The sequence below is a fragment of the Pseudomonas sp. MDT1-16 genome (assembly GCF_054898115.1).
The window spans coordinates 1,532,209-1,557,094 of the sequence record NZ_CM142717.1 but is presented as its reverse complement, the minus strand read 5'-3'; the positions used below and the strand labels follow the sequence as shown (position 1 = coordinate 1,557,094).

The following is a 24,886-nucleotide window of genomic DNA, read 5'->3' as shown; positions in this document are numbered from 1 at the left end:
GCTATAAACCTTTGATAGCGCTGCCAAACGCCGTCTCATAAAAATAGACGAGTTTCTGCCAGTCCGTCGTGCTGAATGACGAGTGGCGACGCAGTTGTTTCATGTCATTGGACGCCGCGCGACGGGCGGTCAAACGGTGCCGGCATTTCTCCAGATCGATCAACGCCACTTCGACTTTGGCAGCCTCGCCTTCGCCGGTGACGCGCACGAATACGTGCTTGATGTAGAGGCAGCTGTGCTGCCAGCGCCCCTTGTGCATCCGAACCAGATTCTCGGCCAGATCCTTCAACACTCGATCATGCACGGCCTCACCGTGACGCTCGCGACCGCCGCCAGCGTACCAGTGCTCGATTTCCTCAAAGCCGTCCAGCGACTTGGTCACCAGCAATGCGCGCCATTTGTGTACAGGATCGCGCTGAGCACCGCAGAAAACGATCTCCGGAACACGAACGTCGAGCAGGTGCATGACAGTGAGCGCATCGCGCTCGCGCAACACCGTCGGCCGACCGAACGGGTGCAGCCAGCTGCGATAGATATGCCCGGTCTGACGTTTAACGTAAAGCAGCTGTCCATTGCTGCTCACGACGCGCTGCACGCCGCTTTCTCCTCCGCGACGGACGTTGGGCTCTTCCACCCATTCACCGCGCTGATTCCAGAAATAGTCGAAGCGGTCCTGAGGGGCGACGTCCGTTTCTGCTGCACATTGCACTGCCATTCTGTTACCTCTTGCGTAATACGTAGACCCGCCACATGGCATAGAGCGGTAAAAAGTCCAGTTGTTCCTCGATACGGAAACCCACCTGCTCGAATTCCTTTTCAACCGTAGCCGCCGGTAACACAAATCGATTTTGGTAACCTTGCTGCCCACGGGTTTTCTCGGCGCGCTTACGTTTCCACGCTTTGAAATTGCCGTCCACCCACAAAGAAAGGATCACGCTGTCGCGGGTGACGCGCTCGAACTCACGCAAAACAGTCAGTCGATGCTCGGCTTCACCGATGTGATGGAGCAAACGCATGCAAAAAATGCTGTCGACGGCGTTATCAGGTAAGGCAATGTCGAATGCAGAAGTGTGCAAGGGTTGTACCCGTTTCACCACATCGGCAGGTTGCGCCTGCATGGCAATCTTCAGCATGGACTCGGAGTTGTCAGCCCCGATGATGGCACGATTGGTTTTTTCCGCCAGCAATGGCCAGAAACGTCCCGCACCACAGGGCAAATCGAGGACCAGACCCGGCTCACCGGCCAGTGCCAGCGCTTTGCGCGCTAGTTGCTCGTCACGCCAGTGGGACAGACGGCGGGCAAGGCCATCCTTATGTTTGCGCAGGTATCGTTTAGCGTGTTGATCGTCGTATTTTTCGGAAAAATCAAGTTTGATCGGGCCGTCCATCAACAAGGTCTCCTGAGCCGTTGATGGCACCCACGATAGGTAACGCCGTGTCAGCGTCAGGTGATGCCTTTGTGAAAAAAATGTTATGTAAAACCTCGAATTATTTCGAGGCTTTACAGGACGATAATGATTGCTCCGGGCTACTGCGGTGCAATAGGTCGATCATTTCACATCCGACAAATACAACTCCACCTGAAAACGACAACCATTGGGTTCCATGTTCGTCAGGCTGACGTTCCAACCCTGGTTTTCACAGATCCGCTGCACCAGCGACAGCCCTAGCCCCAGACCCTCGCCGCGTTTCTCATTGCCCCGCACGAAGGGCTCGAACATCGCCTCGCGTTTTTCCTCTGGAATGCCCACGCCGCTGTCCTCGACGATGAAACCCGTGGCCGTCAGGGTCAGGCGGATGAACCCGTGCTCGGTGTAATGCAGCGCGTTACGCAGCAGGTTGCCCATGACCGCGTGCAGCAGGGTTGCGTTGTAGCAGGTGTTTGCCGGATTGCCCGGCTCAAAGATCAGCGCCAGCCCCTTGGCCTCGATCGGCTCGCGCCACAGATGGAGCAGTCCATCGGCTATCTGGTTCAGGGTCTGCTGGGGCGACATGCTGGCGTCTTCACGTTGTGCGCGGGCCAACATCAGGAAGGTTTGCACCAGCTCGCGCATCTCTTCACAGGCGCGGGCGATTCGCTCGACCTGAGCACGTCCACGCTGATCGATGCCGGGGTTTTCCAGCAGCAGCTCGCAGGAACTGGCCAGCACCATCAAGGGTGTGCGCAGCTCGTGACTGACGTCACTGGTGAACATCCGTTCGCGGGTCAACGCCTGGCGCAAGCGCCCGAGGGTGGCATCGAAGGCCACGGCCAACTCGCCCACTTCATCGGCGGCGTAATCCGGCGCCAGCGGTGGCGCCAGACCTAATAACTGATCACGGTGACGGACCTGGCGGGCCAGTCGCACCACCGGCGCCATCACTTTGCGCGCCAGTACCCAGCCGAGAAACACCGCCAATGCCAGACTCAGGACGAAGCCCACCAGCACCACGGCAAACAGCACCCGTTCACGCTCTTCGAAATCGCTCTGATCCTGCAACAGCACGTAGTGCCGGCCGTCGACGACTTCGACCATCGCGTGATACGACAGCTGCTCGCGAAACACTTCGTGAAAGCCCGGGTCCAGGTGCCGCAGGTCCTTGGGCAAATTGAAGTCGCCAGGCCCGCCGCTGAAATAGAACAGCTGGTCCGGCTCGGGACGGTGGCTCCAGTCCGAGACACTGTCCATCAGCAACAGACGTTGTAAATCGCCACCCAGCCCCGCCGAAATCAGTTTTTCTTCCACCAGGTGCACGGTCGCCACAATGCCCATGGCAAAGGCTCCCGCAACCAGTGCGCTCATCAGCGCAAAGGCGATGATGATCCGTTGAGCAAGGCTCTGTTTAAACTCCATCTCGGCCCTCGGCCAAGCGATAACCCACACCGTGCACGGTGTGCAGCAACGGTTTGGCGAACGGCTTGTCGATTACCTGGCGCAATTGATGGACGTGGCTGCGCAGGCTGTCACTGTCCGGGCAGTCATCACCCCACAGCGCCTCTTCGAGAATTTCGCGGCGCAGTACGTGAGGACTTTTCTGCATCAATACGGCCAGCAACTTCAGGCCCACCGGGTTGAGTTTCAGCAGACGTCCTTCGCGGGTCACCTCCAGGGTATCGAGGTCGTAGATCAGATCGCCGACCTGCAAGGTGCGGCGGCCGCCACCTTGGGCGCGACGCATGACCGCCTCGATGCGCGCCGCCAGTTCAGACAGGGCAAAGGGTTTGATCAGGTAGTCATCGGCGCCGGACTTGAAACCTTGCAGCCGGTCGTCCAGTTGATCGCGAGCGGTGAGCATGATCACCGGCGTGTCGCGGCGCGCGTCTTCGCGCAGGCGTTTGCACAGGGTGTAGCCGTCGATACCTGGCAACATGATGTCGAGTACGATCAAGTCATAGTGCTCGGTGGCCGCCAGATGCAGACCTGACAGACCGTCCTGCGCGCAATCCACGGTGTAGCCTTTGAGCCCCAGGTAATCCGCAAGATTGGCCAGGATATCGCGGTTGTCTTCAACCAATAGAATTCGCATGGGTATCTCCTCCGTACACAGTAACGGCCGTCTTGGCCCGCGCAGCTTAAGGCCAAGTGTGGCTCAGGGCTAGGCCTGTGTGCAGTTGTAAACCCAGCCCATAAACCTGTTGAGGCCTTGACAAGTTTTTCACTATCGATTCACACACAGGCGACAGATCCAGGCTCAAACTCCGCGCGGCTGCACTCTTAAGAACATTTAACCGACCAAGGAACTGCCATGGTTTCGACCACCGCCCGACCCGCCTCCCGACCCCTCAATTTCTGGGTGTGCCTGGGTGTTCCCGCCATCGCGGCGATCATTCTGGTGCTGCTCGAACTGACGTCCCTGGACATGGACCTTGCCACGCTGCTTTATGACCCGGTCGCGGGTGACTTCATCGGGCGGCACAGTTACTTCCTCGAAAACATCCTGCATGACCGCGCCAAGCAAGTAGTCATCGCCTTTTCGGTGTTGGCCATCTTCGGTTTCATCGCCTCCTTTTTCATGGACAGGCTCAAACCGATTAAACGGGAACTGGGCTGCCTGGTGCTGTCTCTGGCTCTGGCGACTTCCTTTGTCACGCCAGTCAAAGCGGTGACGGCCGTTCAATGCCCATGGAGCCTTGAGCAGTTCGGCGGTCACGAAACCTATAGCGAACTGCTCAGCCCTCGCCCGCACACCGATAAACCTGGCCGTTGCTGGCCCGGCGGTCATGCGGCGACCGGTTTCACACTGTTTGCGCTGTTCTTTGTCCTGCGTGACCGTCGCCCGCGTCTGGCACGCAACGCGTTTGTGTTCGCTTTCGCGTTGGGCACGGTGTTTTCCATCAGCCGGATGATGCAGGGAGCGCACTTCTTTTCGCACAATGTGTGGACGGCAATCTTCTGCTGGCTGATTTGTCTGGGGTCTTACTACTACATCCTTTATCGCCCGGTTTCCAAGGCTGATCGAGTGACCCAGGCAGAAACGGTCAGCGTCTGATCCTTGACTTGAATGATGGGCAATAAAAAGCCCCGCCTGCTTATCGCAGGCGGGGCTTTTTTATAGGGGTAAGCTCGTACAGGGTAAGGCTGGCTTACATCATGCCGCCCATGCCGCCCATACCGCCCATGTCTGGCATGCCGCCAGCTGGTTTGTCGTCCGGAGCATCAGCGATCATGGCTTCGGTGGTCAGCATCAAGCCACCAATGGACGCCGCGGCCTGCAGAGCAGAGCGAGTCACTTTGGTAGGGTCGAGGATGCCCATTTCGATCATGTCGCCGTATTCGCCGGTAGCAGCGTTGTAACCGAAGTTACCCGAACCTTGCTTGACCTTGTCGACGACTACGCTTGGCTCGTCGCCGGAGTTGGCGACGATCTGACGCAGTGGCGATTCGATAGCGCGACGCAGTACAGCAATACCGACGTTCTGATCAGCGTTGTCGCCTTTCAGTTCGCTGATGGCTTGCAGAGCGCGAATCAGCGCTACGCCACCGCCAGGTACCACGCCTTCTTCAACGGCTGCACGGGTTGCGTGCAGGGCGTCTTCAACGCGGGCTTTCTTCTCTTTCATTTCAACTTCGGAACCAGCGCCAACCTTGATCACTGCAACACCGCCGGACAGCTTGGCCAGACGCTCTTGCAGTTTTTCACGGTCGTAGTCGGACGAAGTGTCAGCCACTTGCTGACGGATCTGCAGAACGCGAGCCTGGATATCAGCTTCAACGCCGGCGCCGTCGATGACGGTGGTGTTTTCCTTGGTTACGGCTACGCGCTTGGCATTACCCAGGTGTTCCAGGGTAGCGCTTTCCAGGCTCAGACCGATCTCTTCGGAGATAACGGTACCGCCGGTCAGGACAGCGATGTCCTGCAGCATGGCCTTGCGACGGTCACCAAAGCCTGGAGCCTTGACGGCAACCACTTTGACGATACCGCGCATGTTGTTCACAACCAGAGTCGCCAGGGCTTCGCCTTCAACGTCTTCGCTCACGATCAGCAGTGGACGACCTGCTTTGGCAACGGCTTCCAGTACGGGCAACAGTTCACGGATGTTCGAGATTTTCTTGTCGACGAGCAGGATCAGCGGACCGTCGAGCTCGGCAGTCATGGTCTCTGGCTTGTTGACGAAGTACGGGGACAGGTAGCCACGGTCGAACTGCATGCCTTCAACAACCGACAGTTCGTTTTCCAGGCCCGAGCCTTCTTCAACGGTGATCACGCCTTCTTTACCGACTTTTTCCATGGCTTCGGCAATGATGTCGCCGATGGAGTTGTCGGAGTTGGCCGAGATGGTGCCGACCTGAGCGATGGCCTTGGTGTCAGCGCAAGGCTTGGACAGGGCTTTCAGCTCTTTGACGATGGCGATGGTCGCTTTGTCGATACCACGCTTCAGGTCCATCGGGTTCATGCCGGCAGCGACGGCTTTCAGGCCTTCGTTGACGATCGATTGAGCCAGAACGGTAGCGGTGGTGGTGCCGTCGCCTGCGTCATCGTTGGCACGGGAGGCAACGTCTTTGACCAGCTGCGCGCCCATGTTTTCGAAGCGATCTTTCAGCTCGATTTCTTTGGCAACGGACACGCCGTCCTTGGTGATGGTCGGAGCGCCGAAGCTCTTCTCGATGATCACGTTACGGCCTTTAGGGCCCAGGGTCGCTTTTACTGCGTCAGCCAGGACGTTGACACCGGCGAGCATTTTCTTGCGGGCGGAATCGCCGAATTTAACTTCTTTAGCAGCCATGATCGATATTCCTTAAATACTTTGTAGTAACGGGAAAATGAGCGGGGAATCAGCCTTCGACAACAGCGAGGATTTCGCTTTCGCCAATTACCAGCAGGTCTTCGCCGTCGACTTTCACAGTGTTGCTGCCGGAGTACGGGCCGAACACAACCTTGTCACCCACTTTCACGGACAGCGCACGCACTTCACCGTTGTCCAGTACTTTGCCTGGGCCTACAGCGAGGACTTCACCCTGGTTTGGCTTTTCAGCAGCCGAACCTGGCAGGACGATACCGCCAGCGGTTTTCTTTTCTTCTTCGCTGCGACGGACGACGACGCGGTCATGCAGAGGACGAAGCTTCATTGTCGATCTCTCCTAATTGTGGTTTTCATCGGCCGGTGTATTCCCGGCGGGTTTAACAAATCCGGCGGTGCCGGGTGCGATTCGACGAGCGAACCGCGGAAGTCTGTCTGGCGTAATCGCCAGAAACCTTGCGGTGACCGTTACATAAGGGCGCATCAGCTTATTACAAGGGCGAGTAAGCAAATTTTTTCATGTTGCGGCCCCACAAACGAACACGGCACCCGAAGGTGCCGTGCCGGTGTAGCGGATTACTTGTTATCGCGGTGCTCGAACTCGCCTTCAATCACGTTAGGCTCACGGCCCAACGGCTCGCGCGGAACAGGACCGCCACGTGGCTGCAGGTCATCGGCGAATGCACGCTGACGGATCGCCTGCTCTTCGGCGCGCTGGCGCATTTTATTGGCCAACAGCCGACGAGAGATCGGCAGCAACATGATCAGGCCCAGCACATCAGTGACGAAGCCCGGCAGGATCAACAGACCACCCGCCAGCGCCAGCATCAAACCTTCAAGCATGGTCTGGGCCGGCAGCTCGCCACGGTTCAGGCTTTCACGAGCACGCAGCGCAGTGGCCAGACCGGCGATACGCAGCACGAACACGCCGAGCATCGAGCCGAGAATCACCAGCAGCAGGGCCGGGAAAAACCCGATCGCCCCGCTCACCTTGACGAATACGAACAGCTCCAACACCGGGAACAGTACAAAGAGCAATAAAAAAGGGCGCATCAAATGGTTCCTCAACGCAAGAATGCCTTGCCAGTAATCCCTAGATGACGTCGCCGATTCGTGAATTCAAGCGTCGGCCACTTCATTTTTCGGCCAATGTTCGGCGTGAGCCAGGAAAACCAAGGCTTCGCGCACTTGTGTCGGCGTATTACATGGCGCTTGAAACGGCAGCCAGTAGAGTCCCTGACCGATGCGCAGGTGCATGCCTTCGGTGTCGATACCCGCCAATTGCGCCGGCTCGGTTTTCGGCAGGCTTGCCAACTCGACGTAGTGGGCGATGGCTTTGGCGTGATCGGCATTCATGTGCTCGACCATGCTCGCTTCGGCCTTTCCGGCGAATGGGTTGGCCAGGGTCAGCTGATCGACCCAGTGAATCGCGCCGAAGCCACCGATGTAACGGTGGCGTACCGGTTTGAGCACCCAGAAATCGAAATCGTGGGCCTTGTGGTAGCTCTGCGAATCCGGGAAGTAGCGGTAGTAACGGTCAGCTGCCGCTTCGATAGCGGCCTCGTCCTCGAGCTTTTCTGCTTCGGCGAGGTAGGTCAGGCGACCAACGGCTTGCACATCTTCGGCTCCGCGCTCGCCCACAAACAGTGAGCATTTCGGATCTTTCTGCAGGTTATGCGTGTGCTGGGCGATACGGCTGATAAGGATCAGCGGCCGGCCCTGTTCGTCCAGACAGTACGGAACCACGGAGCCAAACGGGAAACCGGGCATCGCCTTGGAGTGCGTCGAGAGCACTCCCCGGTATTCCTTGAGAAGCAATTCTCGGGCATTCTTGGCCGCTTCAACGCTCAACTTATGACTCCTTATATAGAATCCGACGAAAAAAACGGACAGGCGCCTGGCATAAGTTCCAGTCCGCCATCGGGGCAGTTCTCATGTGCAGCCAGGCCACATCAGGTGCAGATCGAGAGGCTCTCTAAAAGGAACCCACTCCTCTGACCTGCTATTGGGGCATGCAAATGCAACTCACTGACAAAGTAATCATTATCACGGGCGGTTGCCAGGGTTTAGGCCGTTCCATGGCCGAGTATTTCGCCGCTAAAGGCGCGAAACTGGCGCTGGTGGACCTGAACCAGGAAAAACTCGACGACACTGTCGCCGCTTGCAAGGCTAAAGGCGTCGATGCTCGCGCTTATCTGTGCAATGTCGCCAATGAAGAGCAAGTGACCCATATGGTCGCCCAGGTTGCCGGAGACTTCGGCGCGATCCATGGCCTGATCAACAACGCCGGGATTCTGCGCGATGGCCTGCTCATCAAGGTCAAGGACGGCGAGATGACCAAGATGAGCCTGGCCCAGTGGCAGGCAGTCATCGACGTCAATCTGACCGGCGTATTCCTGTGCACCCGTGAAGTCGCGGCCAAAATGGTCGAGCTGAACAACAGCGGCACGATCATTAATATCTCGTCGATCTCCCGCGCTGGCAACGTCGGTCAGACCAACTACTCCGCCGCCAAGGCGGGTGTCGCTGCGGCGACCGTGACCTGGGCCAAGGAACTGGCACGCTACGGTATTCGGGTGGCGGGCATTGCACCGGGCTTTATCGAAACCGAGATGACGCTGAGCATGAAGCCTGAGGCGCTGGAGAAGATAACGTCCGCGATTCCGCTCAAGCGCATGGGCAAGACTGAAGAGATCGCCCATTCGGCGGCCTACATTTTCGAGAACGACTACTACACCGGTCGGATTCTGGAAATGGATGGCGGGTTGCGGATCTGATTCTGCGCCCATAAAAAAACGCCCGATGCAGATGCATCGGGCGTTTTTGTTTCAGTCAGGACCGCATCAATCGTCGCTGATCGTGATGTTCGGCATTGCCGGTGTCGCCGCTTCCTGCAACACGATCCGCGCGCCGACATGGCGGGCCAGTTCCTGGTAAACCATCGCAATCGGGCTGTCAGGCTCGGCGATTACCGTTGGCTTGCCGCCATCGGCCTGCTCGCGGATGATCATCGACAGCGGCAAGGAAGCCAGCAGCTCGACGCCGTACTGGTTGGCCAGCTTCACACCACCGCCCTCACCGAAAAGATGCTCGGCATGTCCGCAATTGGAGCAGATGTGCACGGCCATGTTTTCCACCACGCCCAGCACCGGGATGTTGACCTTGCGGAACATCTCCACGCCTTTGCGCGCGTCCAGCAACGCCAGGTCTTGCGGCGTGGTAACGATCACCGCGCCGGCCACCGGGACTTTCTGCGCCAGGGTCAGCTGGATGTCACCGGTGCCTGGTGGCATGTCGATGACCAGGTAATCGAGGTCGCCCCAGGCGGTTTGAGTGACGAGTTGCAATAAGGCACCGGAAACCATCGGCCCGCGCCAGACCATCGGCGTGTTGTCGTCGGTCAGGAACGCCATGGACATGACTTCGACGCCGTGGGACTCGATCGGAATAAACCACTTCTGATCCTTGACCTTGGGTCGGGTGCCTTCGGGGATGCCGAACATGATGCCTTGGCTCGGTCCGTAAATGTCCGCGTCGAGAATCCCGACCTTGGCGCCTTCGCGGGCCAGGGCCAAGGCCAGGTTGGCAGCGGTGGTTGATTTGCCCACACCGCCCTTGCCGGATGCCACGGCCACCACGTTCTTGACGTTGGCCAGCCCCGGGATCTGCGCTTGAGCCTTGTGCGCGGCAATGACACTGGTGATCTCGACGCGGGCGATGGTCACGCCGTCCAGCCCTTCAATGGCCATTTGCAGCAACTGCGCCCAGCCACTCTTGAACAGACCGGCGGCGTAACCCAGCTCCAGTTGGACGCTGACGCGATCACCCTGAATGTCGATGCCGCGCACGCACCCGGCGCTGACCGGATCCTGGTTCAGGTAAGGGTCGGTGTATTGGCGAAGGACGGCTTCCACCGCTGCGCGATTGACGACGCTCATGGGCAACTCCGATAGCAAGACTGGAAAATCAGGTGGGTATCCTAACCGTTCTATGGCCTGGACGGCATGCTTTCAAAACGTGACAAATAACCCATGGTCGAATGATACCTGTAGCAGCTGGCGAAGCCTGCGTTCGGCGGCGAAGCCGTCGCAAACCCAAGCGCCGCGGTGTGCCAGGCAAATCAGGGTGACAGGATTGGCGACGGCTTCGCCGCCGAACGCAGCCTTCGGCAGCTGCTACTAAGGTCCGCGGGGGTTGGCCTTGGGGGTGAAAAATATGCGCCGGCGCTTTATAGTGGCCGACCTCCGTTTCATCAAGTAGCCGAGCCCCATGTCCGAGCCACGCAAGATCCTCGTCACCAGCGCCCTGCCCTATGCCAATGGTTCGATCCATCTTGGCCACATGCTGGAATACATCCAGACCGATATGTGGGTGCGCTTTCAGAAGCACCGCGGCAATCAATGCATTTATGTCTGCGCCGACGACGCCCACGGTTCGGCCATCATGCTGCGCGCGGAGAAGGAAGGCATCACCCCGGAACAACTGATCGCCAACGTCCAGGCTGAACACAGCGCCGACTTTGCCGAGTTCCTGGTGGACTTCGATAACTTCCACTCCACTCACGCCGAAGAAAACCGTGAGCTGTCGAGCCAGATCTACCTGAAGCTGCGCGACGCCGGGCACATTGCCACGCGTTCGATCACTCAGTACTTCGACCCGGAAAAGAAAATGTTCCTGGCCGACCGCTTCATCAAGGGCACCTGCCCGAAATGCGGCACCGAAGACCAGTACGGCGACAACTGCGAAAAATGCGGTGCGACCTACGCGCCGACTGATCTGAAGGATCCGAAGTCGGCGATCTCCGGCGCCACCCCGGTGCTCAAGGATTCCCAGCACTTCTTCTTCAAGCTGCCGGACTTCCAGGAAATGCTGCAAGCCTGGACCCGCAGCGGCACCCTGCAAGAGGCCGTGGCGAACAAGATCGCCGAATGGCTGGATGCCGGCCTGCAACAGTGGGACATCTCCCGCGATGCGCCGTACTTCGGTTTCGAAATCCCCGACGAGCCAGGCAAATACTTCTACGTCTGGCTGGACGCGCCAATCGGCTACATGGCCAGCTTCAAGAACCTCTGCGCCCGTCGTCCGGACCTGGACTTCGACGCGTTCTGGGGCAAGGATTCCACCGCCGAGCTGTACCACTTCATCGGCAAGGACATCGTCAACTTCCACGCGCTGTTCTGGCCAGCCATGCTCGAAGGTGCCGGTTTCCGTAAACCGACCGGCATCAACGTGCACGGCTACCTGACTGTCAACGGTCAGAAAATGTCCAAATCCCGCGGCACCTTCATCAAGGCCCGGACCTATCTGGACCACCTGTCGCCGGAGTACCTGCGCTACTACTACGCGGCCAAGCTGAGCCGTGGCGTCGACGACCTCGACCTGAACCTCGAAGACTTCGTGCAGAAGGTCAACTCCGACCTGGTCGGTAAAGTCGTCAACATCGCCAGCCGTTGCGCCGGTTTCATCCATAAAGGCAACGCCGGTGTGCTGGTGGCGGGTAATGCCGCGCCGGAACTGACCGAAGCGTTCCTGGCCGCAGCGCCGAGCATCTGCGACGCCTACGAGGCTCGCGACTTCGCCCGTGCCATGCGCGAGATCATGGGCCTGGCGGATCGTGCCAACGCCTGGATCGCCGACAAGGCGCCGTGGTCGCTGAATAAACAAGAAGGCAAGCAGGACGAAGTCCAGGCCATCTGCGCCTTGGGCATCAACCTGTTCCGCCAGCTGGTGATCTTCCTCAAACCTGTGCTGCCGCTGCTGGCCGCCGACGCCGAGGCATTCCTGAACGTCGCGCCGCTGACCTGGAACGATCACGCCACCTTGCTCAGCAACCATCAGCTAAACGAGTTCAAACCGTTGATGACCCGTATCGACCCGGTAAAAGTGCAAGCCATGAGCGACGCTTCGAAAGAAGACCTGACCGCCAGCCAGACTGACACCGGTGACGCTGCACCTGTCGGCAATGGCGAACTGGCCAAGGATCCGCTGTCGCCAGAGATCGAGTTCGATGCCTTTGCCGCGGTGGACCTGCGCGTCGCCCTGATCCTCAAGGCCGAACACGTGGAAGGTGCTGACAAACTGCTGCGCCTGACCCTGGACATCGGTGACGAGCAACGCAACGTGTTCTCCGGAATCAAGAGCGCTTACCCGGATCCGTCCAAGCTCAATGGTCGTCTGACCATGATGATCGCCAACCTCAAGCCACGGAAAATGAAGTTCGGCATCTCCGAAGGCATGGTGATGGCTGCCGGCCCTGGTGGTGAAGAAATCTACCTGCTCAGCCCTGACAGCGGCGCCAAGCCAGGTCAGCGCATCAAGTAAGGTTGTGAGTAAATCGATCCCACAGTCGTGCCTGGCGCGACTGTGGGATTTTTCATGTCTGGCCCACCTCCCGTCCTTGCCGGATAATGCCTAAGCTTTTTAGACCGCTCTGTTAAAAAGCCCCGTTCTTGCCGGCACGATCATGACCGAAATTGTTCTTACGCTTATCAGTGCAGCCCTGATCAACAACCTCGTGTTGCACTGGCCGCTGGGCGTCGATCCGCTGTTGCGCAACGAGCATCGGCAGGTCCACGCACTGGGCCTTGCGACGGCTTGCTTGATGCTGATCGTCGGCACGCTGGGCTACTCGGCCTACCGTTGGCTGCTGTTCCCGCTGGAGCTGACGTCGCTGCGCCTTTTCGTATTCCTGCCTTTAAGCGTTTTGCTGATTGGCCCGCTGCTGAAAGTGCTTTCTCAGTCACTTCCAAAGCTTGCGTTCGATGGCCTCTGGCCCCTGCTGCTGGGCAACGCCGGCGTACTCGGCCTGACGCGGCTCAACGCTCAAGACGACAAAGGACTCTTCCACGCCATGGCCCTGAGCCTGGGTGCCGGGCTGGGTTTCTGGCTGGTACTGAGCCTGTTCAGCGACTTGCGCCAACGCACACTCGATAATGATATTCCCCTGCCCTTTCGTGGCCTGCCGATCGAGTTGATCGGCGCCGGACTGATCGCAGTGGCTTTTCTCGGATTCAGTGGACTGATCAAAACATGAGTCTGATTCAACGCATCGACGCCCTCTTGCCGCAGACCCAATGCGGCAAGTGCGGCCATCCTGGATGCAAACCGTACGCCGAAGGCATTGCCAGCGGCGAGCCGATCAACAAATGCCCGCCGGGCGGCAGCGAAACCATCGCAGCCCTGGCCGAGCTGTTGAACGTGCCAGTGCTGGAACTGGACGTCAGTCGCGGCTCGGCACCGGCGCAGATCGCTTATATTCGCGAAGCCGAATGCATCGGCTGCACCAAGTGCATCCAGGCCTGCCCGGTGGATGCCATTGTCGGTGCGGCGAAATTGATGCACACCGTGATCGTCGATGAATGCACCGGTTGCGACCTTTGCGTGGCGCCCTGCCCGGTGGATTGCATCGAGATGCGGCCGTTGCCGCTGGCCACGGTGCTACCGATTGTCGGCGGCCTGGCGTTCAGCCCTGAGGAACAACGCGCCCGGACGGCCAAGCGCGATCACGCACGGCGCCGATTCGAACAACGCAACGCTCGCCTGCGTCGTGAAGAAGAACAGAAAATCGCCGAACGTCAGGCCCGAGCCCAGCGCGCCGTCCAGCACAGTGAGGTGCCGGATACGGCGTTGAAAAAAGCCAAGATCGATCTGGCGATGAGTCGGGCGCAACTGAACAAGTCTCTCAAGGCGTTCGGGCATCCGCCGACCTTCGAACAGCAGTCGCAACTGATCGTCCTGCAACAACAGTTCGAGGCTGCCGAACAGGCGTTGGCGAAGCTGGAAAGCACTGCACCGCCGGCCCCGGCGCCCGTCGTTCCGGCGAAAAATGCGCAGTTGAATCGGGCAAAGATCCAGTTGGCCATGCGCCGCGCCGAACTCAAGAAAGCCCGCACCAGCGAAGTGCCGGCTGAGCAAATCGAAGCATTGGAACTCGCGGTGAATGAAGCCGAGCGCCAAGTGGATGCCTATGTCGCCCCTTGAATCGGTCGACGAGCGCCTTCAGCAGGCCATGAAGCTGGTATTGCTGGCCACCGTGCCAGGGATACTGGTGTTTTTCTGGCTGTACGGCTGGGGCGTGTTGATCAACCTGATTCTGACGGGTGTTACCGCACTGGCCGTTGAAGCGACCGTGTTGCGCTTGCGCAAGCTTGCGCTCAAGCCGACCTTGAGCGACGGCAGTGCGCTGGTCAGCGCAACGCTGTTGGCTCTGGCCTTGCCGCCTTATTGCCCGTGGTGGCTGACGGTCTGTGCCGCGGCGTTCGCGATGGTGTTCGGCAAACACCTGTATGGCGGCGTAGGAAATAACCCATTCAACCCGGCAATGCTCGGTTTCGCCCTCGTGATGGTGAGCTTTCCCCAACAGATGACCCACTGGCCGTCATCCCATGGACTGGACCTGATCGGCGGCTTGCAGCAGGTGTTTGGGCTCAGCTTCAGCCAGACGCCGGATGCCTGGGTTCAGGCGACGGCGCTGGACAGCCTGCGGATCAACAAAAGCCTGACCATGGACGAACTGTTTGCCGCTAACCCGGCGTTCGGTCACTTCGGCGGCCGAGGCATGGAATGGGTCAACCTGGCCTTTCTGGCGGGCGGCGGGTTTCTGCTGCAACAACGGGTGTTCAGCTGGCATGCGCCGGTCGGCATGCTCGCCAGCCTGTTCATCATCAGCCTGCTGTTCTGGAACGGCTCAGGCTCCGACTCCCATGGCTCGCCGCTGTTTCATCTGCTCACGGGCGCGAGCATGCTGGGTGCATTCTTCATCGTCACGGAACCGGTGTCTGGCGCAAAAAGCCCCGGCGCGCGACTGCTTTTCGGCGCGGGCGTCGGGCTGCTGACGTACCTGATTCGTACCTGGGGTGGTTATCCGGACGGCGTAGCCTTTGCCGTGCTGTTGATGAACCTCTGTGTGCCGGCGCTGGAGCGGTTTGTCGCCTCCAGACAGGAACGGGGTGCGCCATGAGCCGAGTATCGAGCGCTGTGGTCCTGGTGTTACTGGCAGGCCTGGGGATTGGCGTGACGTACCTGGTCCAGCACATCAGCGCGCCGCGCATTGCGGCCGAACAGCGCCTAATCGACAGCCGTAACCTGCTGGATCTGCTGCCCGTCGAGCGCTACGACAATCAGCCGTTGGAACAGCCGCTCGCCCTCGAAAACACTGAGTTGGCCAACAGCACGCTGCTGGGTGGCTATCTGGCGACCAAGACTGGCCAACCCAGCGCCGTGTTGCTGCGCAGCCAGACCTTAGGCTATGAGGGCGCCATCGAATTGCTGATCGCCATCGACGCAAACGGCAAGTTGCTTGGCGTCAAAACGCTCAAGCAATCAGAAACCCCGGGGCTGGGTGGCAAGATTGCCAACTGGCCTAATGCCTGGTTTCAGCTGTTTGTCGGTAAATCTCGAACCGAGCCCGCCGACGCTGGCTGGGCCTTGAAAAAGGATCAGGGGCAATTCGATCAATTGGCGGGGGCGACTATTACTTCAAGAGCAGTGATCAACGCCATCCATGACGCGTTGCGCTACTTCGATGAACACCGGCAACAGTTGATCGGGAGCAGCCCCCATGAATAAGTCATCGTCTCTGCAGAACTCGCTGATGCTCGCGCCGCTGATCGGCGCCACGGATTCACTGGTGTCCGCTTTGGGTTTGTGGCTGATGTTCATCGTAGTGATCAATGCCTTTGGTGTGTGCATGGGCGCCTTGCGATCCCGACTTCTCCCGGTGACACACCTGCTTGCCGGCGTCCTGCTGGCGGCCACGCTGACCAGCTGCGCGGAACTCGCCGCGCAACTCTGGTCGCTGCAATGGCACCACCATGTGGGGTTGTATGCAGGATTGATCGCCTTGCAATGCGTCGTGCTGGAAAACACCGGCTTTTTCCAGAGCGCCCGGCGTGATCGCCTGCGCCTGTGTGGCTTGTTCGGCGCGTTGATGGCGGGCCTTGGCTTGCTGCGCGAATTCATCGGCAACGGAACATTCGGCAGCCATCTGCCATGGCTGGCTGGCACTGCGCAAGCGGACTGGCAAGGCTGGGTACTGACCGCCGACGGTGGCTTGCGCCTGGCCGCCCTGGCCCCTGGCGGATTCATTCTGCTGGGACTGCTGATCGCCGCACGTCAGGCCTGGACCCGCTCGACGCCCTCTCACTGACCGCCTTCGAGGAAACGCACTGCCCATGAATGCCGCAAAACGTCTGGAAATTTTCCGCAGGTTTCACGAAGACAACCCGGAACCAAAGACCGAACTGGCGTACTCCTCGCCGTTCGAATTGCTGATCTCTGTGATTCTCTCGGCCCAGTCGACCGATGTCGGCGTGAACAAGGCCACTGCCAAACTCTATCCGGTGGCCAATACGCCGGCGGCGATTTATGCCTTGGGTGTCGAGGGACTGTCGGAATACATCAAGACCATCGGCCTGTTCAACAGCAAAGCGAAAAACGTGATCGAGACCTGTCGCTTGCTGGTGGAACGTCATGGAGGCGAAGTGCCGCAAACCCGTGAAGAGCTGGAAGCGTTACCCGGCGTCGGCCGCAAGACCGCCAACGTGGTGCTCAATACCGCATTCCGTCAGCTGACCATGGCCGTGGACACGCATATTTTCCGGGTCAGCAATCGTACCGGCATTGCTCCAGGCAAAAATGTGGTCGAGGTTGAGAACAAACTGATGAAGTTCGTGCCGAAGGAATATTTGCTCGACTCCCATCACTGGCTGATCCTCCACGGACGCTACGTTTGCCTGGCCCGCAAGCCTCGCTGTGGCAGTTGCCGGATCGAAGACTTGTGCGAATACAAGCAAAAGACTTCCGACGATTGAGGCGCTATTAGGTATTTTGATTTATCGATTGAAAAAATCTTTTTTACCCGCCGGGAGATTATCGCTATAAGGAGCGCCAAAGGCAGTCTTAGCCTGGAGTAACACTATGAGCACTGGCAAAGAGCAATTGGACGTAGAAGACGACTTCACCCCCGTTGAGGCTGATGACGCTGAGCCGGTGGTTGAAGTGGCGAAGACCAACCTGAGCAAACGCCGTACCATCGACAATCTGTTGGAGGAGCGCCGACTGCAAAAGCAATTGACCGATTACGATTTTGATCTATGACACCTAAAAGCCTCCCGAAACGGAGGCTTTTTACTAAGTGCCACGCCCTGATGCCCCCGCTTATCGCGCCTCGTCAAACGTTGAGGCCGTCACACCAAACCATTGCGTTGAGCCAATTCGATCAGGTCGACCAGAGAGCGAGCATTGAGTTTCAACAACAGGCGGGTCTTGTAAGTACTGACAGTCTTATTGCTGAGAAACATTCCATCGGCGATCTCCTTGTTGGTCTTGCCTCGGGCCAACTGCTGCAAGACCATCATTTCCCGTCCTGACAGACGATCCACCATATCGGCCTCGCTGGCGTTCCCCAAACTGGAACGTACGGTATGCAAGGCTTGATTCGGAAAGTAACTGTAGCCTGACAATACTGCCTTTATTGCACTGAGTAATTCGGTGAGATCCTGTTGTTTGCAGACATACCCGGCGGCACCCGATTGCATGCAACGCATGGAAAAAGGCCCAGGTGCCTGAGAGGTCAGTATCAAAACTTTCATGGGCATTGCTGTCGAGGTTAAACGCGCGATAACTTCCAACCCATCAAGTTTCGGTATTCCAATATCCAGGATGACAATATCCGGCATATGTTCACGGGCAAGTTGCAATGCATCCACGCCGTTATCTGTCTCTGCAATGACTTCGTAGCCATGACGTTCCATTAGCATTCGTACCGCAAGACGAATGACGGGGTGATCATCCACGATCAGCACTTTATTCATGGGCAAGTCCAATTTTCGCTGTTCGAATTTTTAGAGCCCGCACAATAGCCTAGTCGTTTCATCCATGGCATGCCGCCCCCCTCGGCGACCTGCACCGAGAGACATTCCTTACAGACATTAGAGATTTATCTTACAAAACATCCAAAAATACCGGTGGCTAAAAACCTTATCGACCTGAAGGTATTTATATTTTCCGCAGTTTTTTTGTTTCTATTTACATCCAGAAAGCCAAATAACAGGGTCCGCTGCAAGCGATCCAACGAACACCGACTATTGAGCTACGCTTAAAAGTAACGGATGTTTTCGACCTGACACCCATACCGCAAACAGCGCACATCAAGGATTAAGAAAAAATCACACCAGGCAACACTTCAAAAAGATTCAATCCAACACAACCTTAAACATCAACAACAGACATACCCAACCCACGCTCATTGCCGTTACTATCCCCCATTGAAATCCAACCTTAAAGGAGCACCACACAAACAAAGACACCAATCAATTAGTTATTAAAATTAAAACCAATAACATTACCCATTTGAGAAAAGACAATATCCCCATGAGCAGAAAACATGAACAAACTAAAGAAAAAAATCATCAACCCGATGACCGTTATTGCCATATTTGCCGCTATTTCTGAAACATCGGCCGCCGTCTCACTGCCGTTTCTCGACAACAAGGAGAAAGAGCTCTATGTCTGGTTCCTGATCAGTTTTCCCTTTTATTTGCTTTTTCTTTTCTTCGCCACACTCAACTTCAACTACCGGTCGCTGTACGCGCCCTCCGATTATGGGAAAGGAAAGCATTTTTTAGACGTGTTGGACAACGCTGATCGCGGTCAGCGGCCCGATAACCTGAAGGACCCTCCCTCCGGGATCGGAATTCAGACAAGCCTCTCGGCGCTACAGCACGTGAGCCTGACCGAGCCGCTAAAAAACCTGCACATCGTCGATGCGCGGTGGTTGAGCAAAAAAAAGGAGTTTGGCGCCTGGATTGAAAAAAATCTGCACCCACAGGGAAGCCCTGCGCAAGTGATCGTGTTTCTCACCTGTACCGATTCGGAGGCATTACTGAAGGAAAGCGCCCTCTCGCATTCAAAAGAGACAAAGAACCGCAACGGTCCAACACTCTGCATTGCTTACAATTTGAATTCACGTGGCCTGACGATACTTGATCACTCTTTTTACCTGACACGCAGCAGGTAACGCTTGAAGAGCTTTCAGAGAGAAGAAACAGAAGGAAGGTATTACAGAAACAAAAAGAACGCTGTTAAAACGATGTCCAGCAGGAAATCCTCCCTATTCAGATGTGTGGCCTTGTCATCGACAAGGCCACAACTCTATTCACTACGGTCATTCCATTACGGCTTCAAAAATCTCAGAAAAGCTTCCGGCCTTTGTTCGCCGCAATACGCATGCGCAAAGCGTTGAGCTTGATGAAGCCCGCCGCGTCGGCCTGGTTGTAAGCGCCGCCGTCTTCTTCGAAGGTCGCGATGTTGGCGTCGAACAACGATTCGTCGGACTTGCGACCGGTGACGATCACGTTGCCCTTGTACAGCTTCAGGCGCACAACACCGTTCACGTGGGCCTGGGACGCGTCGATCATCTGTTGCAGCATCAGACGCTCAGGGCTCCACCAGTAACCGGTGTAGATCAGGCTGGCGTATTTAGGCATCAGCTCGTCTTTAAGGTGAGCCACTTCGCGGTCCAGAGTGATTGATTCGATCGCACGGTGAGCGCGCAGCATGATGGTGCCGCCAGGGGTTTCGTAGCAGCCACGGGACTTCATGCCAACGTAGCGGTTCTCGACGATGTCGAGACGGCCAATACCGTGTTCGCCACCGATACGGTTCAGGGTCGCCAGCACGGTGGCCGGGGTCATTTCGACGCCGTCCAGTGCGACGATGTCGCCGTTGCGGTAGGTCAGTTCCAGGTACTGCGCCTTGTCAGGAGCCTTCTCCGGGGAGACAGTCCATTTCCACATGTCTTCTTCGTGCTCGGTCCAGGTGTCTTCCAGCACGCCGCCTTCATAGGAGATGTGCAGCAGGTTGGCATCCATCGAGTACGGGGATTTTTTCTTGCCGTGACGCTCGATCGGGATGTTGTGCTTTTCAGCGTAATCCATCAGCTTTTCACGGGATAGCAGGTCCCATTCGCGCCACGGAGCAATCACTTTCACCCCTGGCTTCAAGGCGTACGCGCCCAGTTCGAAACGAACCTGGTCGTTGCCCTTGCCGGTGGCGCCGTGGGAAATGGCGTCTGCCCCCGTTTCGTTGGCGATTTCGATCAGGCGCTTGGCGATCAACGGACGAGCGATGGAAGTACCCAGCAGGTACTCGCCTTCGTAAACGGTGTTGGCGCGGAACATCGGGAAAACGAAATCGCGCACGAATTCTTCGCGCAAGTCGTCGATGTAGATCTCTTTCACGCCCATGGCTTGTGCCTTGGCGCGTGCAGGTTCGACCTCTTCGCCCTGACCCAGGTCAGCGGTGAAGGTCACGACTTCACAGTTATAAGTATCCTGCAGCCACTTGAGGATCACCGAAGTGTCCAGGCCGCCGGAATACGCCAGAACGACCTTGTTTACGTCCGCCATGCCATCACTCCACGGGTTCTACGGAAAGCCGTCAAGTCTACCGGTCATGCAGGATAATTTACAGAGGCGCGACAGCTTATGACGACGAAGCGACATATTATGTCGAGTGAGCGACGAATACAGCGGGTTCAGGAAGTCGACGCGGCGCTCGCCGCTGCAGTGGCCTGAGGGGCTGGCTTTTCGGTGGGCGCAACCCGCGCCAGGTGCACATTGACCCGACGGTTCTTCGCCCGGTTGGCAGAACTGGTATTGGGCGCCAACGGATAACGCTCGCCGTGGAAGCGCAGGGTGATCTGCGATTCCTGAATACCATTGACCTTGAAGAAGTCCATGACCGCCAGAGCCCGGCGGCGCGACAGGTCACGGTTGGTCAGGCGGTTGCCGCTATTGTCGGAGTGGCCATCGAGTTCGATGTGGTTGACCGTCGGATCAGCCTTCATGAAATCCAGCATCACCAGCAACTGAGCCTTGGCCCGCGCGTCAAGATCGATGCCTTCGCCGGGGAAGCCAATTTCGGACTGTTTGACCTGCTCGAAATTCTTTGGCAGCAGTTTTGCCACGCAGCCCTGGTAGTCGTTGAAGGCCTTGCTGAACTTGACCGGCAACAGACGCACTTCCGACATCCGGCCATCGCCAGAGTAATGTCGAACAACCGGACTGCGGCCATCCATCAGGCCACTGATCAAACGCCCGGCCTGAACGTGCGAACTGTTGAACAGCACATTGCCACTGCCGATTCGCACAGACCCGAGGTTAATGTCGCCACGCCCCGGCTGCCAGGGTGCAGCCGCCGCCAGCAAGGTCGCCGAACCGCCGCCGATCATCGCGCTGTCGGCCTTCAGACGAAACGTCGCTTGCTCGCCGGCGCGGCGCACGAACTCGCCGGAACCAAAATCGGTGATCGGCTGAGTCAGGCGGCACTCGAACTTGTCTCCTTCGACCGTCCACTCGATGCTCTCCAGACGGGTCTGGAAAGTGAGCGCCATCGCGGGAAGGCTGGCAAATACGCTGAGCAAGGCTAAATAACGCTGGCGCACGGGAGGCTCCACTGGCTTCTACAACAAAAAGACCGACATACACAGGTTTACGGCATACCTGTTGGATATCGGAAGCTTCCTGCAAAACTTGATAGCGAGTGCCTGGAAGAGTCTTTTCCGGTAGCATTCCCCTCAGTTTGACCCGCCTGGAATCCCCTCATGTCCGACCGCCTGACCCTGCTGCGTCCCGACGACTGGCATATTCATCTTCGCGATGGTGCTGTGTTGACCAATACAGTCGCGGATGTCGCGCGCACCTTTGGTCGCGCCATCATCATGCCCAACCTGGTACCTCCGGTGCGTAACACCGCTGAAGCCGACGGCTATCGCCAGCGGATTCTCGCTGCACGCCCGGCCGGCAGTCGCTTCGAACCGTTGATGGTGCTGTACCTGACCGATCTTACACAGCCCGAAGAAATTCGCGAGGCCAAGGCCTGCGGATTCATTCACGCCGCCAAGCTGTACCCGGCCGGCGCGACCACCAACTCAGACTCCGGTGTCACCAGCATCGACAAGATTTTCCCTGCACTCGAGGCCATGGCCGAAGTCGGGATGCCCTTGCTGGTTCACGGTGAAGTCACCCGTGGCGATGTCGACGTTTTCGATCGCGAAAAAATCTTCATCGATGAGCACATGCGTCGAGTGGTCGAGCGTTTCCCGACGCTCAAAGTGGTGTTCGAACACATCACCACCGCTGACGCCGTGCAGTTCGTCAACGCGGCTTCGGCCAATGTTGGCGCGACCATCACCGCGCATCACCTGCTGTACAACCGCAACCACATGCTGGTGGGCGGGATTCGGCCGCACTTCTATTGCCTGCCGATCCTCAAGCGCAACACCCATCAGGAAGCCCTGCTCGACGCCGCCACCAGCGGCAGCGACAAGTTCTTCCTCGGTACCGACTCGGCGCCCCATGCCCAGCACGCCAAGGAAGCCGCTTGCGGCTGTGCCGGTTGCTACACCGCTTATGCCGCGATTGAGATGTATGCCGAAGCCTTCGAACAACGCAACGCGCTGGACAAGCTCGAAGCCTTTGCCAGCGTGAACGGCCCGCGTTTCTACGGCCTGCCGGTGAACACCGATCGCATCACCCTGGTCCGCGATGAGTGGACCGCCCCAACCAGCCTGCCATTTGGCGAGCTGACCGTAATCCCGCTGCGCGCCGGTGAAAAACTGCGCTGGCGCCTGCTGGAGGAACACGCGTGAGTGAAGACCATTTCGACGACGAACAGGAAGGTCAAGGCGGTGGAGGTGGTTCGCGCCACCCGATGGCTGAACGCTTCCGTGGGTACCTGCCAGTCGTTGTCGACGTTGAAACCGGTGGTTTCAACTCTGCCACTGACGCGTTGCTGGAAATTGCCGCCACCACCATCGGCATGGACGAAAAAGGGTTTGTGTACCCCGACCACACCTACTTCTTTCGCGTAGAGCCTTTTGAAGGCGCAAACATCGAAGCGGCCGCCCTGGAATTCACCGGGATCAAACTCGATCATCCGCTACGCATGGCAGTGAGTGAGGAAGCAGCGCTGACCGATATCTTCCGCGGCATCCGCAAGGCCCTTAAAGCCAATGGTTGCAAACGGGCGATTCTGGTCGGGCACAACAGCAGCTTCGATCTGGGCTTTCTCAACGCCGCCGTCGCGCGCCTGGACATGAAACGTAACCCGTTCCATCCGTTCTCGAGCTTCGATACTGCAACCCTGGCCGGTCTGGCTTACGGCCAAACGGTACTGGCCAAGGCCTGTCAGGCAGCTGATATCGACTTCGACGGTCGCGAGGCCCACTCGGCTCGCTACGACACCGAGAAGACGGCCGAGCTGTTCTGCGGCATCGTCAATCGCTGGAAACAAATGGGCGGCTGGGAAGACTACAACGACTGATCGTCGTCGGGTTTATCCCGCCCATAAAAAAACCGGCCTCAACGGCCGGTTTTTTATGCCTCAAACGTGCCTTACAGCGCAGCAGCGTTCTCGGTCAGGTAAGCCGCGACGCCTTCGGTCGAAGCGGTCATGCCTTTGTCGCCTTTTTTCCAGTTGGCAGGGCAAACTTCGCCGTGCTCTTCGTGGAATTGCAGAGCGTCGACCAGACGGATCAGCTCTTCAATGTTACGGCCCAGCGGCAGGTCGTTGATGATCTGCGAACGGACAACGCCTTTGTCGTCGATCAGGAATGCGCCACGGAAAGCCACGCCGCCTTCGGACTCAACGTCGTAGGCCTTGGCGATTTCGTGCTTCAGGTCGGCAGCCATGGTGTAGCGAACTTCACCGATACCACCATTGTTGACCGGGGTGTTGCGCCAGGCGTTGTGGGTGAAGTGCGAGTCGATCGAAACGGCGATCACTTCAACGTTGCGAGCCTTGAAGTCAGACATGCGGTTGTCCAGAGCGATCAGCTCGGACGGGCAAACGAAGGTGAAGTCCAGTGGGTAGAAGAACACCAGGCCGTATTTGCCTTTGATGGCCGACGACAGGGTGAAGCTGTCTACGATTTCGCCATTACCGAGTACGGCCGGTACGGTGAAGTCAGGGGCTTGTTTGCCTACGAGTACGCTCATTGGATATCTCCTGGTGTAATAACGTGAAGAACTGGGCTCGCATCAGCCTGCCACCTTCAGGCGACAGCCCTGTGACACGAACCCGCTTCGCAAGGACCGGCCATCATACACTGCGTTTTTGACCTGTCCTTAACGGTTTTTTTGCCAAGGGAAATGCTGTCGACAGGTTTTCCGTGTGATCGACGCTGAGGGGGAAACCGTTCGTCAGCCTCGACCAAAGCTTTCTGAAACCACTTTGACAATCATTCTCGTTAACATTAAGATCCATCGCAATTGAGTCACAACCAGCGACGGTTTTCACTTATGTATGTCTGCCTCTGCACTGGCGTCACCGACGGTCAAATCCGCGATGCAATCTATGAAGGTTGCTGCAGCTATAAAGAAGTCCGACAGGCCACCGGCGTAGCCAGCCAATGCGGCAAATGTGCCTGCCTTGCCAAGGAAGTGGTCCGCGAAACCCTGACCAAATTGCAATCGGCTCAGTCCGCGATTCCCTATTCCGTAGAATTTACTGCCGCGTAAATACCCTATTTCAAAAAACCGGACTTGATGTTCGGTTTTTTTATGTCTGAAAATCAACCGCTTACGCTCTAGACGCGGAACACAAACATTCTTATTCCGATTAATTTTCACTTAAGTTTCAATAACTTAGGTTTGACACTCTTAA

At 57.7% G+C, this 24,886-nt stretch carries 27 protein-coding genes; 14 read left to right on the top strand and 13 right to left on the bottom strand.

Translation table 11 applies throughout. The features are described 5' to 3' along the window. Window position 1: 1 nt before the first annotated feature. From ACYZT3_RS06980 to colR, 4 genes are all read right to left on the bottom strand, one after another. Window positions 2-715 carry a lipopolysaccharide kinase InaA family protein gene (locus tag ACYZT3_RS06980; protein ID WP_282375392.1) on the bottom strand — a complete coding sequence of 238 codons (714 nt, stop codon included), beginning with the start codon at window positions 713-715 and terminating at the stop codon, window positions 2-4. A gap of 4 nt (window positions 716-719) precedes the next feature. Further along, a complete protein-coding gene (locus ACYZT3_RS06975; protein WP_282375391.1) occupies window positions 720-1,388 on the bottom strand; it encodes a class I SAM-dependent methyltransferase in 669 nt (222 codons plus the stop codon). Window positions 1,389-1,550: 162 nt separating this feature from the next. Next, window positions 1,551-2,834 (bottom strand): sensor histidine kinase, encoded by a 1,284-nt coding sequence (locus tag ACYZT3_RS06970; RefSeq protein WP_282375389.1) that lies wholly within the window; start codon window positions 2,832-2,834, stop codon window positions 1,551-1,553. Then, a complete protein-coding gene (gene colR / locus ACYZT3_RS06965; RefSeq protein ID WP_457457092.1) occupies window positions 2,824-3,507 on the bottom strand; it encodes a two-component system response regulator ColR in 684 nt (227 codons plus the stop codon). Before colR ends, ACYZT3_RS06970 begins: the two co-directional genes overlap by 11 nt. A gap of 219 nt (window positions 3,508-3,726) precedes the next feature. Between colR and ACYZT3_RS06960 the strand changes: the two genes are divergently transcribed. Beyond that, complete coding sequence (locus ACYZT3_RS06960) at window positions 3,727-4,470, top strand: phosphatase PAP2 family protein (RefSeq protein WP_462031772.1); 744 nt, start codon at window positions 3,727-3,729, stop codon at window positions 4,468-4,470. Window positions 4,471-4,564: 94 nt separating this feature from the next. Here ACYZT3_RS06960 and groL read toward each other — a convergent pair whose 3' ends face one another. The 4 genes from groL to ACYZT3_RS06940 form a co-directional block, all read right to left on the bottom strand. Further along, window positions 4,565-6,205, bottom strand: a complete 1,641-nt coding sequence (gene groL, locus ACYZT3_RS06955) for a chaperonin GroEL (RefSeq protein ID WP_282375385.1) — start codon at window positions 6,203-6,205, stop codon at window positions 4,565-4,567. 49 nt (window positions 6,206-6,254) lie between these two features. Then, the gene (locus ACYZT3_RS06950) at window positions 6,255-6,548 is read right to left on the bottom strand and encodes a co-chaperone GroES (protein ID WP_007948593.1); all 294 of its coding nucleotides are present in this window, start codon (window positions 6,546-6,548) and stop codon (window positions 6,255-6,257) included. A 248-nt stretch (window positions 6,549-6,796) separates the two neighbouring features. Continuing rightward, window positions 6,797-7,273: an FxsA family protein gene (locus ACYZT3_RS06945; RefSeq protein ID WP_282375384.1), complete on the bottom strand. Its 477-nt coding sequence runs from the start codon at window positions 7,271-7,273 to the stop codon at window positions 6,797-6,799. 66 nt (window positions 7,274-7,339) lie between these two features. Next, on the bottom strand, window positions 7,340-8,071 hold the full coding sequence (locus ACYZT3_RS06940; protein WP_282375383.1) for a HugZ family pyridoxamine 5'-phosphate oxidase: 732 nt from the start codon (window positions 8,069-8,071) through the stop codon (window positions 7,340-7,342). Between the two features lie 167 nt (window positions 8,072-8,238). Between ACYZT3_RS06940 and ACYZT3_RS06935 the strand changes: the two genes are divergently transcribed. Then, the gene (locus ACYZT3_RS06935) at window positions 8,239-8,997 is read left to right on the top strand and encodes an SDR family oxidoreductase (protein ID WP_282375382.1); all 759 of its coding nucleotides are present in this window, start codon (window positions 8,239-8,241) and stop codon (window positions 8,995-8,997) included. A gap of 66 nt (window positions 8,998-9,063) precedes the next feature. On the opposite strand, the gene apbC is transcribed toward ACYZT3_RS06935, so the two are convergent. Next, window positions 9,064-10,158, bottom strand: a complete 1,095-nt coding sequence (gene apbC, locus ACYZT3_RS06930) for an iron-sulfur cluster carrier protein ApbC (RefSeq protein ID WP_282375381.1) — start codon at window positions 10,156-10,158, stop codon at window positions 9,064-9,066. Between the two features lie 331 nt (window positions 10,159-10,489). Here apbC and metG point away from each other — a divergent pair, with 331 nt between their 5' ends. The 8 genes from metG (at window position 10,490) to ACYZT3_RS06890 (ending at window position 17,317) form a co-directional block, all read left to right on the top strand. Further along, window positions 10,490-12,541, top strand: coding sequence for a methionine--tRNA ligase (metG, locus tag ACYZT3_RS06925; RefSeq protein WP_462031771.1), 2,052 nt, complete (start codon window positions 10,490-10,492; stop codon window positions 12,539-12,541). A gap of 142 nt (window positions 12,542-12,683) precedes the next feature. Continuing rightward, window positions 12,684-13,253 (top strand): Rnf-Nqr domain containing protein, encoded by a 570-nt coding sequence (locus ACYZT3_RS06920; protein ID WP_462031770.1) that lies wholly within the window; start codon window positions 12,684-12,686, stop codon window positions 13,251-13,253. Continuing rightward, on the top strand, window positions 13,250-14,200 hold the full coding sequence (rsxB, locus tag ACYZT3_RS06915; protein ID WP_282375377.1) for an electron transport complex subunit RsxB: 951 nt from the start codon (window positions 13,250-13,252) through the stop codon (window positions 14,198-14,200). Before ACYZT3_RS06920 ends, rsxB begins: the two co-directional genes overlap by 4 nt. Next, window positions 14,187-15,179, top strand: coding sequence for an RnfABCDGE type electron transport complex subunit D (locus ACYZT3_RS06910; RefSeq protein WP_462031769.1), 993 nt, complete (start codon window positions 14,187-14,189; stop codon window positions 15,177-15,179). The genes rsxB and ACYZT3_RS06910 overlap by 14 nt, the downstream gene beginning before the upstream one ends. After that, the gene (locus ACYZT3_RS06905; protein ID WP_462031768.1) at window positions 15,176-15,787 is read left to right on the top strand and encodes an RnfABCDGE type electron transport complex subunit G; all 612 of its coding nucleotides are present in this window, start codon (window positions 15,176-15,178) and stop codon (window positions 15,785-15,787) included. Before ACYZT3_RS06910 ends, ACYZT3_RS06905 begins: the two co-directional genes overlap by 4 nt. Further along, window positions 15,780-16,367 carry an Rnf-Nqr domain containing protein gene (locus ACYZT3_RS06900; RefSeq protein WP_462031767.1) on the top strand — a complete coding sequence of 196 codons (588 nt, stop codon included), beginning with the start codon at window positions 15,780-15,782 and terminating at the stop codon, window positions 16,365-16,367. The genes ACYZT3_RS06905 and ACYZT3_RS06900 overlap by 8 nt, the downstream gene beginning before the upstream one ends. Before the next feature lie 25 nt (window positions 16,368-16,392). Beyond that, window positions 16,393-17,031: an endonuclease III gene (nth, locus tag ACYZT3_RS06895; protein ID WP_282375373.1), complete on the top strand. Its 639-nt coding sequence runs from the start codon at window positions 16,393-16,395 to the stop codon at window positions 17,029-17,031. A gap of 106 nt (window positions 17,032-17,137) precedes the next feature. Beyond that, entirely contained in the window at window positions 17,138-17,317 is a 180-nt protein-coding gene (locus ACYZT3_RS06890) for a PA3496 family putative envelope integrity protein (protein WP_282375372.1), read from the top strand. A gap of 89 nt (window positions 17,318-17,406) precedes the next feature. Here the strand turns inward: ACYZT3_RS06890 and ACYZT3_RS06885 are convergent, their stop codons facing one another. Next, the gene (locus tag ACYZT3_RS06885) at window positions 17,407-18,033 is read right to left on the bottom strand and encodes a response regulator (RefSeq protein WP_462031766.1); all 627 of its coding nucleotides are present in this window, start codon (window positions 18,031-18,033) and stop codon (window positions 17,407-17,409) included. A 572-nt stretch (window positions 18,034-18,605) separates the two neighbouring features. Here ACYZT3_RS06885 and ACYZT3_RS06880 point away from each other — a divergent pair. Next, on the top strand, window positions 18,606-19,238 hold the full coding sequence (locus ACYZT3_RS06880; RefSeq protein WP_282375371.1) for a hypothetical protein: 633 nt from the start codon (window positions 18,606-18,608) through the stop codon (window positions 19,236-19,238). 172 nt (window positions 19,239-19,410) lie between these two features. Here ACYZT3_RS06880 and ACYZT3_RS06875 read toward each other — a convergent pair whose 3' ends face one another. Then, on the bottom strand, window positions 19,411-20,628 hold the full coding sequence (locus ACYZT3_RS06875; protein WP_007898502.1) for an argininosuccinate synthase: 1,218 nt from the start codon (window positions 20,626-20,628) through the stop codon (window positions 19,411-19,413). Window positions 20,629-20,756: 128 nt separating this feature from the next. Then, a complete protein-coding gene (locus ACYZT3_RS06870) occupies window positions 20,757-21,665 on the bottom strand; it encodes a flagellar protein MotY (protein ID WP_462031765.1) in 909 nt (302 codons plus the stop codon). Window positions 21,666-21,824: 159 nt separating this feature from the next. On the opposite strand from ACYZT3_RS06870, the gene pyrC reads away from it, so the two are divergent. Both pyrC and rnt read left to right on the top strand, forming a co-directional pair. Next, entirely contained in the window at window positions 21,825-22,871 is a 1,047-nt protein-coding gene (gene pyrC / locus ACYZT3_RS06865) for a dihydroorotase (protein ID WP_282375367.1), read from the top strand. Continuing rightward, entirely contained in the window at window positions 22,868-23,545 is a 678-nt protein-coding gene (rnt, locus tag ACYZT3_RS06860) for a ribonuclease T (protein ID WP_282375366.1), read from the top strand. The genes pyrC and rnt overlap by 4 nt, the downstream gene beginning before the upstream one ends. Before the next feature lie 71 nt (window positions 23,546-23,616). Here rnt and ACYZT3_RS06855 read toward each other — a convergent pair whose 3' ends face one another. Next, window positions 23,617-24,219, bottom strand: coding sequence for a peroxiredoxin (locus tag ACYZT3_RS06855; protein WP_064679479.1), 603 nt, complete (start codon window positions 24,217-24,219; stop codon window positions 23,617-23,619). A gap of 303 nt (window positions 24,220-24,522) precedes the next feature. Here ACYZT3_RS06855 and ACYZT3_RS06850 point away from each other — a divergent pair, with 303 nt between their 5' ends. Beyond that, the gene (locus ACYZT3_RS06850; protein WP_282375365.1) at window positions 24,523-24,741 is read left to right on the top strand and encodes a bacterioferritin-associated ferredoxin; all 219 of its coding nucleotides are present in this window, start codon (window positions 24,523-24,525) and stop codon (window positions 24,739-24,741) included. The last annotated feature ends 145 nt before the right edge of the window (window positions 24,742-24,886 follow it).

Coding starts and splice junctions, on each gene's coding strand:
- ACYZT3_RS06980 (WP_282375392.1), bottom strand. CDS start 715: ATGGCAGTGCAATGTGCAGCAGAAACGGACGTCGCCCCTCAGGACCGC.
- ACYZT3_RS06975 (WP_282375391.1), bottom strand. CDS start 1,388: ATGGACGGCCCGATCAAACTTGATTTTTCCGAAAAATACGACGATCAA.
- ACYZT3_RS06970 (WP_282375389.1), bottom strand. CDS start 2,834: ATGGAGTTTAAACAGAGCCTTGCTCAACGGATCATCATCGCCTTTGCG.
- colR (WP_457457092.1), bottom strand. CDS start 3,507: ATGCGAATTCTATTGGTTGAAGACAACCGCGATATCCTGGCCAATCTT.
- ACYZT3_RS06960 (WP_462031772.1), top strand. CDS start 3,727: ATGGTTTCGACCACCGCCCGACCCGCCTCCCGACCCCTCAATTTCTGG.
- groL (WP_282375385.1), bottom strand. CDS start 6,205: ATGGCTGCTAAAGAAGTTAAATTCGGCGATTCCGCCCGCAAGAAAATG.
- ACYZT3_RS06950 (WP_007948593.1), bottom strand. CDS start 6,548: ATGAAGCTTCGTCCTCTGCATGACCGCGTCGTCGTCCGTCGCAGCGAA.
- ACYZT3_RS06945 (WP_282375384.1), bottom strand. CDS start 7,273: ATGCGCCCTTTTTTATTGCTCTTTGTACTGTTCCCGGTGTTGGAGCTG.
- ACYZT3_RS06935 (WP_282375382.1), top strand. CDS start 8,239: ATGCAACTCACTGACAAAGTAATCATTATCACGGGCGGTTGCCAGGGT.
- apbC (WP_282375381.1), bottom strand. CDS start 10,158: ATGAGCGTCGTCAATCGCGCAGCGGTGGAAGCCGTCCTTCGCCAATAC.
- metG (WP_462031771.1), top strand. CDS start 10,490: ATGTCCGAGCCACGCAAGATCCTCGTCACCAGCGCCCTGCCCTATGCC.
- ACYZT3_RS06920 (WP_462031770.1), top strand. CDS start 12,684: ATGACCGAAATTGTTCTTACGCTTATCAGTGCAGCCCTGATCAACAAC.
- rsxB (WP_282375377.1), top strand. CDS start 13,250: ATGAGTCTGATTCAACGCATCGACGCCCTCTTGCCGCAGACCCAATGC.
- ACYZT3_RS06910 (WP_462031769.1), top strand. CDS start 14,187: ATGTCGCCCCTTGAATCGGTCGACGAGCGCCTTCAGCAGGCCATGAAG.
- ACYZT3_RS06905 (WP_462031768.1), top strand. CDS start 15,176: ATGAGCCGAGTATCGAGCGCTGTGGTCCTGGTGTTACTGGCAGGCCTG.
- ACYZT3_RS06900 (WP_462031767.1), top strand. CDS start 15,780: ATGAATAAGTCATCGTCTCTGCAGAACTCGCTGATGCTCGCGCCGCTG.
- nth (WP_282375373.1), top strand. CDS start 16,393: ATGAATGCCGCAAAACGTCTGGAAATTTTCCGCAGGTTTCACGAAGAC.
- ACYZT3_RS06890 (WP_282375372.1), top strand. CDS start 17,138: ATGAGCACTGGCAAAGAGCAATTGGACGTAGAAGACGACTTCACCCCC.
- ACYZT3_RS06885 (WP_462031766.1), bottom strand. CDS start 18,033: ATGAATAAAGTGCTGATCGTGGATGATCACCCCGTCATTCGTCTTGCG.
- ACYZT3_RS06880 (WP_282375371.1), top strand. CDS start 18,606: ATGAACAAACTAAAGAAAAAAATCATCAACCCGATGACCGTTATTGCC.
- ACYZT3_RS06875 (WP_007898502.1), bottom strand. CDS start 20,628: ATGGCGGACGTAAACAAGGTCGTTCTGGCGTATTCCGGCGGCCTGGAC.
- pyrC (WP_282375367.1), top strand. CDS start 21,825: ATGTCCGACCGCCTGACCCTGCTGCGTCCCGACGACTGGCATATTCAT.
- ACYZT3_RS06855 (WP_064679479.1), bottom strand. CDS start 24,219: ATGAGCGTACTCGTAGGCAAACAAGCCCCTGACTTCACCGTACCGGCC.
- ACYZT3_RS06850 (WP_282375365.1), top strand. CDS start 24,523: ATGTATGTCTGCCTCTGCACTGGCGTCACCGACGGTCAAATCCGCGAT.